Origin of the sequence: Alistipes sp. HGB5, assembly GCF_000183485.2 — a bacterium.
Taxonomy (GTDB): domain Bacteria; phylum Bacteroidota; class Bacteroidia; order Bacteroidales; family Rikenellaceae; genus Alistipes; species Alistipes finegoldii.
The window spans coordinates 103,228-117,177 of the sequence record NZ_AENZ01000040.1 but is presented as its reverse complement, the minus strand read 5'-3'; the positions used below and the strand labels follow the sequence as shown (position 1 = coordinate 117,177).

The following is a 13,950-nucleotide window of genomic DNA, read 5'->3' as shown; positions in this document are numbered from 1 at the left end:
ACCGATATGGGCGGTTGTCGGTTCGGGCGGTCGCTTGCTGCGGAGAAGCCGGGCTTCTGTTCTAAAGGGAATAATCCTGAAAAAGAAATCTTTTTTGCTGTTTTTGCGTTGTGGTTTTGTTGTAAAGAAATAAAAAAGGAAAAAATATAGTGCTATTTGTTGTGTGAAAACAAATAATTATATATATTTGCCTTTGCTTTGGATGCCCTTTTGTCGCTCCTATGTGAATTAATTCAATCATCAATAGTAATGAATAAAGTAGAAAGCGCTCTGTCGCGCACGACCGATACCAAAGCTCTGGTGATCGGAATCGAAACCCTTCCGCGGGTCGCGGATATGTTCAAGGAACTCTTTCCCGGCAGGCGTGCGCTTGTCGTCGCCGATGCCAATACGTGGCGGGCGGCCGGAGGCGATGTTCACCGGATTCTGGCTCAGGCGGGTGTTGCGCAGGACGAGCCGCATGTTTTCACCGATCCGAAGCTTTATGCCGAGTGGACGTTCGTCGAACAGCTGGACGGGGTGCTGTCCCGCACCGACGCCATTCCCGTCGCAGTGGGATCGGGCGTTATCAACGACCTGACCAAACTCTGCTCGCACCACAACGGGCGCCGCTATATGGTCGTGGGAACCGCGGCGTCGATGGACGGCTATACGGCCTACGGAGCCTCGATCACCAAGGACGGCAACAAACAGACCTTCGACTGTCCGGCTCCGCTGGGCATGGTGCTCGATCCGACGATCGCCGCCGCCGCGCCTGCGAAAATGTCGGCGTCGGGATATGCCGACCTGATTGCGAAGATTCCGGCCGGGGCCGATTGGATGCTCGCCGATGCGGTCGGCTCCGAACTGCTCGACGAATTCGCCTTTTCGGTGGTGCAGGACGGACTGAAGGACGCCCTCTGCGACCCCGCAGGCGTGCGTGCCGGCAATGTGGCCAAGGTCGAACAGCTGGCCGAAGGTTTGCTGCTGAGCGGTTTCGCGATGCAGGCTACGCAGTCGAGCCGCCCCGCGTCGGGCGCCGAACACCAGTTCAGCCACCTTTGGGACATGGAGCACCTCAAATACAACGGCGCATCCGTCTCGCACGGTTTCAAGGTCGGCATCGGCACGCTGGCTTCGACGGCTTTTATCGAGATGCTGCTCGATACGCCGGTCGAGACGCTCGACGTCGAAAAATGCGTCGCCGCATGGAAATCGTGGGAGGAGACCGAAAAGGATATCTACCGGATTTTCGACAACGATCCTGAGTTCGTGGCCCGCGGTCTGGTCGAGACCAAAGGCAAGTATGTCGATAAGGAGGGGCTGCGCCGCCAGCTGCAGCGTCTGCAGAAGGCGTGGCCCGCACTGAGCGGCCATATCCGCCGGCAGATCATTCCCTTCGGCGAGGTCCGCCGCCGTCTCGAACTGGTCGGTGCGCCTTACGAGCCGGAGCATATCGGCGTTTCGCGCGCCAAGTTCCGCGCCAGCTTCGAAAAGATACCCTACATGCGCAGCCGCTTTACGGTGATCGACATCGCGTTCCGCTGCGGATGGATGGATGAATGGCTCGACAAACTCTTCGGAAAAGGCGGAATTTGGGAAATAAAATAGCATTTGGGAAATAAAGTAGTATATTTGCTTTCTGAAGTTACGAAAAGAGTGTAATTTATTGGAAATGAGCGTAGGTTAATTGCTCTTGATAGTAATAGGTTACGATTTAGTTAGTTATCTACTGCATTATCCTTCTGCGCGTTGCGTAACCTTCAAAGAACTCTTCGTATGCAAAAGTAGCTATTTAATTCGAGATTTTGATATAAACTCCCGTTTTTTATCCCCTCATTCATAAGAATTTTCCGTAAAAGCGGTATTGTCCGTCGGCACACCATTGCCCAAAACGAGTTTGGAACAAACGTGTGCCGACTACCGCATAGCTGGAGAAAAGGGCATTGCCTCACGCCTAAACGATGTTTAGACAGATGAAGCAATGCCCCTTTCTTTTGCGCCTATGCCAAGAGGTGCTTTTACGGGTTTTCAAATGATTTTTCTTTTTTCGCTGTCTCTTTTGCCGGAAGCGGAAAGTGAATGCAGAGTGTGTCAGCCTGCCCCATGAATGAAACAGGCGCCCACACACAGCCGGACAAACCGGGAAGAATGATTGTTGCCACCCGGCTGAACAAGTTCCGTCGGATCGGAAACAATCATACTTCCTTTGTTGTGGTTTGCCCTTTTCACGCTTCCGGTGATGTCTTTTTCCTTTTGGTGATTCTTTTTTTTACGGATTTTCCCCTGAAGTTTTTTTCTACACAATCTGCCTCTGTTTTCGTTTACCTCCATTTTGCGCCTTTCAGTAAGCCGCATCAGTCAGTCATTTTCGTTCTGGGCGCAAAGGTAATTCCGGGATTGGACGGGAAAGCAAGGTCAAGCCTCCTGTTTTCGGTAAAAATCTCCAGCCCTGCGGGTAGTATTTTGACCGAAAAACCTTGCATTCCCTAATCCCTACCTTTTCAAGCACCCGAAACGAAAACGACCGATGCGACAGAAAGACGCATAAAAAAAATGTCGGATAAACGAGAGGCAGATAAGATAGTTTGAAACTCAACTCCCTCAGCTCTTGAATCCGCATTAAAAACAAAAAAATCAAAAACAGCGAAGATATGACGGCAACGGCAAATTTCAGACAAATGGCGCAACACATCGGGTTGGCGATATGCGGCTTGATGATGCGCACCGCCTTCGGGGTGTTCGGCATCCTTTGGGGCATCATCAGAGAGATTGTAAACGGAGTGTTCCGAGTGGCGATAGGTGTAATCGTGGCTATCCTTTCCACCATTGCCTTCTTTGGCTTCATCCTTTGGTTATTCACCCTTTAACCCTTACCGACATGGCAAAAAGAAACAGCAAGACGGCAGCGCAGCAGTGCAGATATTACGAGGTGGACAACATCTTCGTGTATATGGTGGAAACGTACATCAACGGCAATTTTGAAACTTTCCGAAGATTGTACCACGAACTGAACAAGGACGCACGGAGGGATTTCATGGACTTCCTTCTCAGCGAGGTAGAGCCGACCTATTGGAGAGAGATACTGAAACAGATAATCTAAAAATGACAGCGATATGAAAGGAACAGACCATTTCAAGAGAACGATATATATGTACTTGGAACAGCGTGCGGAGGAAGATGCGCTATTTGCAAAGAAGTACCGCAACCCTGCCAAGAACATGGACGAGTGCGTGACCCACATTCTGAACTATGTGCAGAAAAGCGGTTGCAACGGTTTCACGGACGGAGAGATATTCGGGCAAGCCATCCACTACTATGAGGAAAACGAGATAGAGGTGGGCAAACCGATGGACTGCCAAGTGGTTGTGAACCACGTTGTGAAACTCACGGCAGAGGAAAAGGCGGAGGCACGTCAGAACGCTGTCCGCAAATACCAAGAGGAGGAACTCCGCAAGTTGCAGAACCGCCACAGACCGTCAGCGAGAAAAGAAAACCAACCCCAACCCTCATTATTTGATTTAGGCTTATGAAACCGAAGACCAAGATACAGAAAGAGGTGGCAAGACTTTCCGCCAACCTTCGCCCCATATCAGCGACACAAATAGATTGGGCATACCGCCACTGCGTTGAGCATATCGGCTACCGCACCAAGAAAGGGAACATCACCTGTTCCGACTGCGGTCACGAGTGGCACAGCGACAGCGGACTATGCGACACCCTTGAAGGCTGCACCTGCCCCAAATGCCATGCCGAACTCAAAGTGCAGGACACACGCAGACGCATCTACAAGGAAACGCAGAATTTCAGCGTGATAACCACCTGCAAAGGGTATCAGGTAATCCGCGTGGCGCAGGTCAGATGCGAGAGCAGGAAAGGCGAACCGATGCGTTTCTACTGCCACGAGGTCGTGCAGCGTTGGATTTCACCCGACGGCAAGGTTACGGACATGGCGTTGCTCCGTGGCTTCCTTTTCTGCTATTGCGATGTGTGGGCATTAGGCAGCGATATGGAGGTAAGACCGCACAACAGCCTATACGATGATGTGGTGGCAAGAAGCTGTGCATATCCAAAGATGAGGATATTGCCCCAACTCAGACGTAACGGCTTCAAGGGCGATTTCCACGGCATCTCCCCCGTGCGTCTTTTCAAAGCCTTGCTTTCAGACCCAAGAATTGAAACCCTTATGAAAGGCGGTGAGATTGAGGTCATGAAACACTTTCTTTTCAATACCCGTACTGCCGATGAATGTTGGGCATCATATCTGATTGCCAAGCGTCACAAGTATCAGATAGACAACCTCTCAATGTGGTGCGACTATCTGCGTATGCTCAAAAAACTCGGTCAAGACCTCCGTAACCCGAAGAACATCTGTCCCGAAGATTTCATGGCGGCACACGACAACGCAACCCGAAAAATTGAAGCCATACACGAGAAGGAAAGAGCCGCAGAGCAACGCCGTTGGGAGATTGAAAGGCGTGAGCGTGAGCAACAGCGACAACTCCAACGAAAGAAAGATGCGGAGGATTTCATCGCCAACAAATCCAAATTCTTCGGCTTGGTAATCACGGACGAGGAAATAATCGTCAAGGTGCTTGAAAGCATAGACGAGTATTACAACGAGGGCAAGACGCAGGGCATCTGCGTGTTTGGCAGTGGATACTACAAGAAAGCCGACACCCTCATACTATCGGCAAGGATTGGCGATGAGATTATTGAAACCGTAGAGGTGGACTTGCGAACCCTCGAAGTGGTGCAGTGCCACGGCAAGCACAACCAGGACACCGAATATCACGAGCGCATCATAGACCTTGTGAACAAGAACGCCAACCTTATCCGTGAGCGGATGAAAGCGGCATAGCATAACCCCTAAAACAACATTGATATGGAAGTAAGAATTGAAAGTATGATTTGTGTGTGGGATGATGCAATCCCCACGATGTTCCTTGAATTTGTGAACCTCCTCACTCTCACAACGAGTGAGGGGGAATTGAGAAAGAGCGTAAAGGAGTTTGCCGAGAAGCACGAACTTGACAAGTTTTTCCTTTACGGCTTCGGCTCACACCATTTCTACCTGCACCAACGCTACACAAGCAACCCCGAAATGGTGATGAAGAACAGAGTTCTGTCAGTACATTTTTAACCATCTAAAAAGCAACATTATGACAACACGAATGACCATCAACGGAGTAAGCACCTGCGCGGAAGCAGGTACGGAGAAATACGAGCGTTTCCAATCGGGTATCGGAAGACGCAGGCGGACACTTGTGCAGTACGACTACCGCCACCCCATAGACAGAGAATTGTTCTCTTGTGTCAAACCCACGTTGGACGAGTGCCGAGCCGCACGGGACAAGTGGCTGAACGCAAAGAAGGGAAAGGAGGACAGACTATGAACACGACCTATCAAACGCTGATAGTCAAGTTCAGCGAACCTATCACGGCATTGGACGGTATCTTTGACGATACCGGAGCGTGGGGAACGGACACCCTCAAGGGGTGGATAGATGATTACGAAAGCACACGTTTCACCGCCACCGACAGCCATACGGCAGTCATCACGAGCGAGTACAATATGGAATGTGTGAAAGAGTGGCTACAACGGCAGACCCCCATTTCCGAAATGCGAGAATTTTGAACGGGATGGCGGTGTCCGCACCGCCAATACTTAAAACCCTAAAAACAAAAGATATGATAGCCAAGACGATATTACAGCAGATAGGCGGAAAACGCTTCACCGCCATGACAGGTAGCCGTGATTTCATAGATATGGGCAACGGCTTACGGATGAGCCTTGCAAGGAACAAAACAAGTGCCAACCGCCTTGACATCATCTATGACGAAGGGGCAGACCTCTACAATATGCGCTTCTACCGCAGGACGTTCAGCAAAAAGACCTTTGAGTGCAAGACAAAGGACATTGCCGTACACGAGGGTATCTATTTTGATATGCTGGAGGAAATGTTCACGATGGTGACGGGACTTTACACACGCTTTTGAGTGGCGGGGCGGCGAGAGCCGCCCTACTTTCTTTCAGTGAGCATGATGGCGGACAAAGAAAGTAGCAAAGAAACCTTTGTCCAATCTGCGATAACTAAAAAATCCGCAAGTAAAACTTGCGGAGGCTATATATTGGGTCGTTATTTTTTGGTGGAGGGGAATGATAATCTCGAACCGTTGAACTACACATTTCTGCTTCGTCTCCATTTCCCCCAACGATTTGATACGTTCAATCATTTTTGTTGTTCCTTTCTGAATTTTCCTAAATACTTTCTTCATAATTTCGCTATACTTTTTATGGTTAATAACTATGTTTTGTATTGCTCTCACAACACTTACAACTTGAAGTGTTATTTGGAAACCGATAGGCAAAAATGGCTCAACGATGTCAATTAACGAGAAAATCCTACGATAATCTATCAAGTGATAGAGCAAAAGACGTGCCAAGTTAAATATGGCACGTCTTTTGCCAGTTTTGTCAGTCCTTTTATGGGATATACAACAGCGCAAACTCCGCCTTTCTCCGTTTGAGCAGCATGGCGTGGCGTTTTCCTTTGTAGTTGCAGAAGGCTATATACTCACGGTAGATGTTCCTGTCACCAGCTTCCAGCTTCTTGATTAAGGTGCTTTTGGGGATTGTTTTGCTGCCTAACAGCTTCGCCGGTCCCACATTGTAAGCTAACGTGCCAAGCAAAATCGAATCAACCCCGAATTTACGGAACATGGCGACAAATTTGCGCAGGTCTTTCCGCAAAAGTTCATCCGCATCCCGTTTTGTCATGGTTCGTGCCGAATACTTCTCGTTTGGCAAAAGTTTGTGACCCCAACCGACGTATGGGTAGTGTTTTTCTGAGTGCCAGCCTTCAAAGTAGCGGCAGCATAAAAAAGCACGTTCCATAAGCGGCAGTCGGTAGATTGCCGCCTGCCCGTCCGTTCCCTCTTGGCGGCTGATCTGCGCGGACACAGAACAGACCGTCAGAAGTGAACAGAGCATTGTCATGAATACACGCATCATTTCAACAAGGGGCTGAAGTTGCCGATGGGAACGATGGTAAGATCGTCGTCCTTTACATTCCTGTTGTTGAAGTCAAATTCCAGTTCGTAGGAGTTGCTAAAGTTATCCTCCACCACCACGATGAAATTATGCGCCTCATCACCCGCCGCCGTGTAGTACAGGCGGAATTTTTCGTTCTCCAGCAGGTAGCGGTCGTTAGGCAGGAAGGTGATGCCGTTATCCATTTTGAGCGAGCCTTCCCCCTCGAACTGGAAATAGCGGATGGTATAGAGCGTACCCGAAAAGTCGCCCTCCTTTTTCAGTTCACAGCGGATTTCCACTGTCTGCCCCTTTACTACCTTGTTCGGCACGGGCATGACCTCCACCGTGAAGGGATAGGACTGCTGGATGTCCATGTCATCGTCACATGACACGAGGGTGAATGACATGGCGGCTATCAGGCATAACGCCACTGCCTTGAATATTGATGTTCTCTTGTTTCTGTTGTTCAGTATGTTCATTGTTCTTCGATTTTTAGATGGTTGTTTTTCTGTTTTTTCGTTGTCAGTTGCAGGTACTCGTTCAAGTCCTTGCAACCGTCATAGAGGGAGGAACGGTCGGTGACACGTTCCCCGTATCGCATGGTAAGTGCGGCAAGCGTCCGCCGTCCGGCTTCGTCACGGTCGAGGAAGCAGCCGATGCGCCCGTATCCGTCCAGCAATCCCGCCGCCTTCTCCACGTTGGCGACTGAGTTCAGCACAAGACAGTCAGCGTTACCGGTTACACCAAGCGTCACGGCAGAGAGAAAGTCCATGAAGCCCTCGAACACGAGGCACTCGTCAGCCGGGATGTCATTCGCCTTTACCAGTGATACAGACTTCGGAGGTATGCAACCCTTGAAATATCGGCTTCTGACTTCATAGCCACCTGCCATGTTCGGAAAGCCAACGGCAAAATACCGTTTCCCACGCACACCGTAGTTCAAGCGGCAGCAGTGACGGGATGCGATGGCGTAAGGGATGCCCCGTTCCTCTAAATACTCCGTCAGCAGTGAGCGGAGCAGCGGAGCGACCTCCACATCCTCAAAAACGGATTCGGTCGGCTTCGAGAGATAGACGGGCTTTTCCCATCCGGCAACCGTCATATTGGCGGCTTCCGCTATGAACTTCGCTTGCTTCATGAAGTCATCGCTTTGCAGAAACTCCCCGGCAAGCGTGAAGATGTCGCCGCCCTTGCCCAAACCGAAGTCGTACCAGAGCTGTTTCGCCACGTTCACACGGAAAGAGGATGTGCGCTCGCCCCTGTACGGGGCAAGATACCACAGCTCGTTACCGCTCCTTCTGACAGGCTCATGCCCCAGCCGTGCGAGAAAATCCGCAAGCGGCATCCTTCTGACAGCATCTATTTCCGTCCTTTCCATGCCCGTGTCAGTTGATGATGAACTTGATACCGACCCCGAACTGCGTGTGGAACTTCCGTGTGTCGCCACCCCAAAGGCAACGCTCCCGCAGGTTGGCAAGCAGGGCGATACGGTCTGCCACGTAACACTCCACATCGAGCGTCAGCGCACCGCCGTAGATGAAGGCGTCCCGGTCGTGCAGCGTGGAGCCGTCATGCAGCACCTTCTTCCCCCAATTTACCGCCTCATATCCGGCGAGAGCCGAAGCCCCGGCATAGACGAAAACAATCTTTCGGGCGTCCGACAGTATCTTGAAGTAATAGCCGCCCTCCGCCGTGAACTGCGCCACGGGTATCTTGGTGTCCTTGTAGGGATTGTTCTTCAACAGGTATTCGCCACCGAACACCCACTTGTTCCCCTTCTTCGTGTAGGTGGAGAGAGCCGCCCCGAAGCTGTACCCGCCGTCCTTGCCGCCGAGATTGAAGCCGTCCGCCATGTCCGCCCTCACCTCGATGCCCTGCATCTTCGGCAGACACCGCTGGGCGTGCGCCTGCCCTGTAAAAAGGGCAAGCGACGCGATGATTATTGCGATGTACTTTCTCATGGTCAGCGTACTTGAAGTTCGTTGATGGTACCCGCGCGTACCAAATCCTCGTTCTCAATCACGAAGGACTGGTGACGGCCGCCGTTCTTCTCGTTCAATTCCACCACGAGGCACTTGTCATCGGGGATGGTGAACTTCGCCATCGTGAAGACCGTGCGCTCGCTCTTTTTGCCCGGCACGAGGGTGGCGTAGTTCTGCGCGCGGAGCGGCAGAATAATCTGCTCCTGCACGGCAGTACGCTTCGCAACCTTCTTGTCCACGATTTTCCAAGTGATGTAGTCCACATCGAAAGGCACGTTGCTCTGGTTCTTTATCTCCGTGTGGAAATAAAGCAAGCCGTTGTGCGTGTAGATGCCTTTCAACAGGTATTGGATGCCGAAACGCTTGCAGCCGATATGCTTCACCTCGCGCTTGTTCTGTTTGTGGATGGACTTCATGATAAGGCGCACCAGCATCGGGCTTTCGCTGCCCAGCTCTTTCAGATAGATTTCCTGCGCGTTGTTCGGGCGGTTCACCGTGCTGCCGTCATGGATGAAGTCGCACATCTCCACGTTGAGCAACAGCGGTTCGGCGGCGTACTTCACGTTGAAGGTGTAGAAACTGCCGTCCTCCGTGATGACGGACATATTCGTTTCGTTGGGAAAATTCCTTACGGTAGCCTTCACACGGATGATGTTCTCCGCTCCGTCGGCTTTCCCGGCAATCAGGTCGGGCGAGCCTAAATCGACATAGCGCACCTCCGCCGGAAAAATGACGTGGACGGTCTTGTCGTAGGTCACTTCCAGACCGTGCGGCGGTATCATGCGGTCGAAGGTCAGCTTGCGTGACAGCCCGTGATATAGGTCGCCGTCCGCCTCCTTCTGCGGATAGACCTCCTTCGTCAAGGTCGGTTGTTCACTTCCGTTGGTCGTTTCAACGGTTACATTCTCCTGCGCGTTGGCAGTTATGATGCCCATAGCGAGGGCAAACATGATGATTACTTTTCTCATTACTTTTGGATTTTAGTGGTAATTTTTATTGTTTTCAATATTTTTCTTGGTAAAGCATGACCCTGTACCCGGCTTTCAGATGCACCTTGACGGTTCGCATCTTTTTGGCGATGTACTGGCTCGTGCCTTGTATCAGCCCCTTGCCCAAGTCGGAGGCGAGCTGCGCCCCGGCATTGGTGGAGATGTTGATGCTGCTTCCCAGCGAGCCGCCCATGTTGGCGGCGACCTCCCGGACGGCGTTCATCTCCATCGAGTTCGGGATGAAGATGCCGGGCTGTCCGTCCGTGTCATAGACCGCAAGCTCCACGGGGATAATCGTGCCGTCGTATTCCAGCGAGGTAATCTCGATGTCGAGCCGCTCACCCTGTATCTTGCCCGTGCCGACCACCACCGCACCCCGGGGTATTGTCCTGCCTGCCACCGCCATAGGCTCCAGCAGGCGCAGCCTTACCGTCTGCCCGTCCGTCACGCTCTGCGCCCCATGCACGCACGCCGGTATGGTGTTCCTGTCCAATACCTCCGCCGTGCCGACAGCCGTGTTGAAACCCCGGTTGCGTTCCTGCGATAAGGCGGCGACAAACTCCGCGTTACTCATAGGCTGTGAGAGTGAAGAAACTACTTGATGCTCCACCTGTCTGATAGGCATTGCCTTGTTCTTCTTCCCTTTCTGCACGGTAGTTGGCTCTGCCCTCTGTTCCGCCGATGGCTGTCCTCCGTTCTGACCGCCCATGTACTTTGCCGCCAGCTCGTAGGACTTCTCCATAAGAGCCACCTGCTCGTCCATAGAGGAAGCCTTGCCCCTCTCGCTTTCCAGTTCCGACTCCAGCGATGCGATGCGCTCCAACAATTCGTCCATCTCCGCATTGTCGTTTTTCGGCTGGTCGTAGAAGTTTCCGAGCGTGGCGTTCAGGTCACGGTAGGCGGCTGCGGAGGACTGGATGGTCTGCGGCGTGGCTGGCTTTGCCCTTTCTTCCTTGCCGCCCGGATTGGCGAGGTCGAAGTCCACTCCGTTCTCCGTTCCCGCTATCTCGCGGTCGAACATGTCGCCCAGCTGCCCGATGGCACGGTTGCGGCTCTCCTGACGCTCTTCCATCTCCCCATGCTCGTAGGCTTTCAGCTTGTCGCCGATAATCTGCCGGTTCGCCTTGTCAGCGTCGGGCATCTCGGTGTTGTATCCGTCCGTTCCCGGCGGTTGCTCCTTGCCGGAGGACGGGGCGAATATCAGCCACATCGCCCCGATGAACACCAACACCATAGCGGGCAGCACGATCATCTTCTGCCGTTTCAGCCGTTGCGCCTCTGTCAGCGGTTCGCGCTCCTTTTTCGGTTTCCCCGTTTCGGGAGCAGCTTTGTTCTCTTTCGTCGGTTCATTCTTTGTCTGTTCCATATAAATAAGGTGTTAAGTGATTGCCTGTTTCCGCCGGGGTCGGCAGTTCCACCCGTCCGGCGTGTCCCGTTTCCATATGTGAGCCGTCGTTCCTGCCGATGTCATAGACGGCTCTGCCGAAGGTGTAAAGGGCAAGCACCGCGAAGGCGGCGAACATCCCCAGCACGATGCGGCGGCGTGTTTCCGGCGGCAAGCCGTCCAGATACCCTTTGAGACTTGCCGCCAAGCGTTTCCGTTTGTCGTGGAGTTTCCAATACATGCCCCACATTGATTTTCTGATACTTTTCATGTCCTGTTACCGTTTGATAGTCTGTAAATCCTTGTTCTCAATGATGGTGAAACCCTCGATGGTAAAACCGTTCGGGTTGTCATCCGACCGCGATGCGTTCAGCAGGCGGCAGGTGGTCACGAGGCTGCGCTCGGTGACGTTGCTCTGCCGGATGATTTTCTGTGTGGCGTAGGTCACGGCACGGTAGGGATAGGCGTTGAAGTCGCACACCACGCTGTCCACCTTCAGCACTTGGTTGATGTTCCCGGCGATGATGCGGTTGTAGTACCCCTTCTCCGCGAAGTCCGAATAATAGTGGTACACGCTCTTGTCCGCCAGCAGCAAGGCACGTTTCACGTTGTGTTCAATCGCGCTTTTTTCAGGTGATAGCGTGAAGAACATCTCGTGGAAACGGCGCACATGTTCCCGTGCCTCCGCCGGGCGGTTCTGCGACAAATCCTGAGACAAGGCGAGCATCAGGCTCTTGCCGTTGTCCAGCACATAGATTTTCTCCCGTTGCTTCTCTGCGAAACGGTAGGAGTTCCACACGCTCCACACCGTCACCACGGCGCACAGCGAGAGGAAGACGATACCGAACAGGCGTATCTGCCTGAACGACGATTCGATGTTTCTAAGTGATTTGAATTCCATTTATATTTTCCAATTTATGATTGCACATTGATTATTTCAGCAATTTGCCGACACGTCCGACTGCGTTTCCTGCGGCTGCACCCGCCACGCTGCCCGCCATGCTTCCGGCTCGTCCCGCCATCTGGTTCACGTTGCGACCGTAACCGCCCATGCCTCCGGCTTGGATAATCCAGCCCGCAACGGTGGGAATGGTAAAGTAGCCGATGATGCCGATGCAGAGGAATACGATATACACCCCGTCGCTCGAATCCAGCGAGAAGTTCGGGTCTGCCTGCATCCGCTCGATGTCGTTTTGCAGCATCAGAACCTGTATCTTCGCCAGTATGGTGCTGAACATGTCCGATACCGGTAGCCACAGATAGACCTGTATATAGCGGCATATCCACTGCGTGAGCGTGTTTTGGAAACCGTCCCATACCGACAGGGCGAAGGCTATCGGACCGAGAATCGCCAGCACCACGAGAAAGAAGGTGCGGACGGTGTCTATCACGAGGGCGGCGGCTTGGAACAGCAGTTCGAGTATCTCGCGGAAGAAGTCGCGGATGCTCTTCTTCATGTTGTACATTCCCCGGTCGATATACATTCCCGCCATCGTCACCATGTCGGAGGGCGACCAGCCGAGTTCCTCCAGTTGCTTGTCAAATTCCTCGTTGGACACGAGGTAGGCGGTTTCGGGGTTGCGTACCATCGCCTCGTATTCCAGTTTGTCCTTCTGCTCCCGGTATCGGTTCATGTCCAGCGTTTCCGCCTCCAGCATCTTTGCCGTGCCCTGTACGACGGGTGAGAGGATGCTGTTTATCGTGCCCAGCACCACAGTCGGGAAGAACATGATGCACAGACCGATGGCAAAAGGACGGAGCATCGGGAATACGTCTATCGGTTCAGCTCTCGCCAGCGACTGCCATACCCGGTAGGCGACGTAGAACAGCGCACCCAGCCCGGCGATGCCTTTCGCCACACCAGCCATGTCCCCACACAGCGGCATCATCTGCTCATAAAGTGAACGTAAAATCTGATGAAGGTTGTCGAACTTCATAGGCTACCAGTATCTTTCGTTCATGTTCCCGTACAGCCCCATGATGCGGTCGAGGTCGTTCTTCTTTTTCGCACGCAGGTAACTCACGGAGATGTTCTTGTTCGTGTAGTAGCTCACGAGGTTGCGGTAACGCTTCATCTTCGAGTGGCAGCGTTCCACCACGTCCATGCGCTCCTTGTCGGTCATGGAGAGCGTGGTGATGTTCACCACGTTCCTGAGTTCCGTCAACACTTCGTTGCTTTCCTCCAGCAGTTTCGTGTAGCCGAAAGCGATTGCGGAAAGCTCTTCGGGTCTGAAATTCCCGTCACGGAGCATCCGTTGGAAACTGTTCACATAGATGTCTGTGATGTCGCCCACCATCAGGATGGTCTGCTGCACCTTGCGGGCGTCCTTGACCAGATTGTTCACCGATTTGAGGGCATCGTAATACTTCTTGCCCTGCTGATAGATTTTCACCGTCTCCTGAAAGTTGCTCACCATGTTCGTGGCGGTCTTGGAGGTATGGATGATGTTTTTGGAGGCATTGATGATGCCCTGCGCTAGATTGCCCGGATCGCTTACGACCCACTGTGCGCTTGCCCTGCCCGCGAAAAGCAGGCACAGGCAGATAATCATTGTTATTCTTGTTCTCATGTTACTTTGG

21 protein-coding genes are annotated in these 13,950 nt (G+C 52.5%); 10 read left to right on the top strand and 11 right to left on the bottom strand.

Going from position 1 to position 13,950, the window contains the following annotated elements:
- The first annotated feature begins 249 nt into the window (after positions 1–249).
- The 10 genes from HMPREF9720_RS06425 (at position 250) to HMPREF9720_RS06380 (ending at position 5,979) form a co-directional block, all read left to right on the top strand.
- Positions 250–1,590 carry a sn-glycerol-1-phosphate dehydrogenase gene (locus HMPREF9720_RS06425; protein ID WP_009597413.1) on the top strand — a complete coding sequence of 447 codons (1,341 nt, stop codon included), beginning with the start codon at positions 250–252 and terminating at the stop codon, positions 1,588–1,590.
- Between the two features lie 495 nt (positions 1,591–2,085).
- Positions 2,086–2,472 (top strand): hypothetical protein, encoded by a 387-nt coding sequence (locus HMPREF9720_RS15420; protein ID WP_009126113.1) that lies wholly within the window; start codon positions 2,086–2,088, stop codon positions 2,470–2,472.
- 161 nt (positions 2,473–2,633) lie between these two features.
- A complete protein-coding gene (locus tag HMPREF9720_RS06415; RefSeq protein WP_004291535.1) occupies positions 2,634–2,849 on the top strand; it encodes a hypothetical protein in 216 nt (71 codons plus the stop codon).
- An 11-nt stretch (positions 2,850–2,860) separates the two neighbouring features.
- A complete protein-coding gene (locus tag HMPREF9720_RS06410; protein WP_004291534.1) occupies positions 2,861–3,082 on the top strand; it encodes a hypothetical protein in 222 nt (73 codons plus the stop codon).
- Positions 3,083–3,095: 13 nt separating this feature from the next.
- Complete coding sequence (locus tag HMPREF9720_RS06405) at positions 3,096–3,512, top strand: PcfK-like family protein (protein ID WP_004291533.1); 417 nt, start codon at positions 3,096–3,098, stop codon at positions 3,510–3,512.
- A complete protein-coding gene (locus HMPREF9720_RS06400) occupies positions 3,509–4,840 on the top strand; it encodes a PcfJ domain-containing protein (RefSeq protein WP_004291532.1) in 1,332 nt (443 codons plus the stop codon). Before HMPREF9720_RS06405 ends, HMPREF9720_RS06400 begins: the two co-directional genes overlap by 4 nt.
- A gap of 24 nt (positions 4,841–4,864) precedes the next feature.
- Positions 4,865–5,122 (top strand): hypothetical protein, encoded by a 258-nt coding sequence (locus tag HMPREF9720_RS06395; RefSeq protein WP_004291531.1) that lies wholly within the window; start codon positions 4,865–4,867, stop codon positions 5,120–5,122.
- A 19-nt stretch (positions 5,123–5,141) separates the two neighbouring features.
- On the top strand, positions 5,142–5,375 hold the full coding sequence (locus HMPREF9720_RS06390) for a DUF3873 domain-containing protein (protein ID WP_004304291.1): 234 nt from the start codon (positions 5,142–5,144) through the stop codon (positions 5,373–5,375).
- Complete coding sequence (locus HMPREF9720_RS06385; RefSeq protein ID WP_004291529.1) at positions 5,372–5,617, top strand: DUF6956 domain-containing protein; 246 nt, start codon at positions 5,372–5,374, stop codon at positions 5,615–5,617. Before HMPREF9720_RS06390 ends, HMPREF9720_RS06385 begins: the two co-directional genes overlap by 4 nt.
- 53 nt (positions 5,618–5,670) lie before the next feature.
- Positions 5,671–5,979 carry a hypothetical protein gene (locus tag HMPREF9720_RS06380; protein WP_004304290.1) on the top strand — a complete coding sequence of 103 codons (309 nt, stop codon included), beginning with the start codon at positions 5,671–5,673 and terminating at the stop codon, positions 5,977–5,979.
- A 33-nt stretch (positions 5,980–6,012) separates the two neighbouring features.
- On the opposite strand, the gene HMPREF9720_RS16015 is transcribed toward HMPREF9720_RS06380, so the two are convergent.
- The 11 genes from HMPREF9720_RS16015 to HMPREF9720_RS06325 form a co-directional block, all read right to left on the bottom strand.
- Positions 6,013–6,402: a hypothetical protein gene (locus HMPREF9720_RS16015; RefSeq protein WP_004291527.1), complete on the bottom strand. Its 390-nt coding sequence runs from the start codon at positions 6,400–6,402 to the stop codon at positions 6,013–6,015.
- A 64-nt stretch (positions 6,403–6,466) separates the two neighbouring features.
- Complete coding sequence (locus HMPREF9720_RS06370) at positions 6,467–6,994, bottom strand: glycoside hydrolase family protein (RefSeq protein ID WP_004291526.1); 528 nt, start codon at positions 6,992–6,994, stop codon at positions 6,467–6,469.
- The gene (locus tag HMPREF9720_RS06365; RefSeq protein ID WP_004291525.1) at positions 6,991–7,494 is read right to left on the bottom strand and encodes a DUF3872 domain-containing protein; all 504 of its coding nucleotides are present in this window, start codon (positions 7,492–7,494) and stop codon (positions 6,991–6,993) included. Before HMPREF9720_RS06365 ends, HMPREF9720_RS06370 begins: the two co-directional genes overlap by 4 nt.
- Positions 7,491–8,393 (bottom strand): toprim domain-containing protein, encoded by a 903-nt coding sequence (locus HMPREF9720_RS06360; protein ID WP_004291524.1) that lies wholly within the window; start codon positions 8,391–8,393, stop codon positions 7,491–7,493. Before HMPREF9720_RS06360 ends, HMPREF9720_RS06365 begins: the two co-directional genes overlap by 4 nt.
- A gap of 7 nt (positions 8,394–8,400) precedes the next feature.
- The gene (locus HMPREF9720_RS06355) at positions 8,401–8,976 is read right to left on the bottom strand and encodes a conjugal transfer protein TraO (RefSeq protein WP_004291523.1); all 576 of its coding nucleotides are present in this window, start codon (positions 8,974–8,976) and stop codon (positions 8,401–8,403) included.
- Positions 8,977–8,978: 2 nt separating this feature from the next.
- Positions 8,979–9,965 (bottom strand): conjugative transposon protein TraN, encoded by a 987-nt coding sequence (gene traN / locus HMPREF9720_RS06350; protein ID WP_004291522.1) that lies wholly within the window; start codon positions 9,963–9,965, stop codon positions 8,979–8,981.
- 34 nt (positions 9,966–9,999) lie between these two features.
- Complete coding sequence (gene traM / locus HMPREF9720_RS06345) at positions 10,000–11,352, bottom strand: conjugative transposon protein TraM (protein ID WP_004291521.1); 1,353 nt, start codon at positions 11,350–11,352, stop codon at positions 10,000–10,002.
- Positions 11,333–11,620 carry a TraL conjugative transposon family protein gene (locus tag HMPREF9720_RS06340; RefSeq protein WP_018697145.1) on the bottom strand — a complete coding sequence of 96 codons (288 nt, stop codon included), beginning with the start codon at positions 11,618–11,620 and terminating at the stop codon, positions 11,333–11,335. Before HMPREF9720_RS06340 ends, traM begins: the two co-directional genes overlap by 20 nt.
- Before the next feature lie 27 nt (positions 11,621–11,647).
- Positions 11,648–12,271 carry a conjugative transposon protein TraK gene (traK, locus tag HMPREF9720_RS06335; RefSeq protein ID WP_004291519.1) on the bottom strand — a complete coding sequence of 208 codons (624 nt, stop codon included), beginning with the start codon at positions 12,269–12,271 and terminating at the stop codon, positions 11,648–11,650.
- A 31-nt stretch (positions 12,272–12,302) separates the two neighbouring features.
- On the bottom strand, positions 12,303–13,307 hold the full coding sequence (gene traJ, locus HMPREF9720_RS06330) for a conjugative transposon protein TraJ (RefSeq protein WP_004291518.1): 1,005 nt from the start codon (positions 13,305–13,307) through the stop codon (positions 12,303–12,305).
- 3 nt (positions 13,308–13,310) lie between these two features.
- Positions 13,311–13,940 (bottom strand): DUF4141 domain-containing protein, encoded by a 630-nt coding sequence (locus tag HMPREF9720_RS06325; protein WP_004304283.1) that lies wholly within the window; start codon positions 13,938–13,940, stop codon positions 13,311–13,313.
- Between the last annotated feature and the right edge of the window lie 10 nt (positions 13,941–13,950).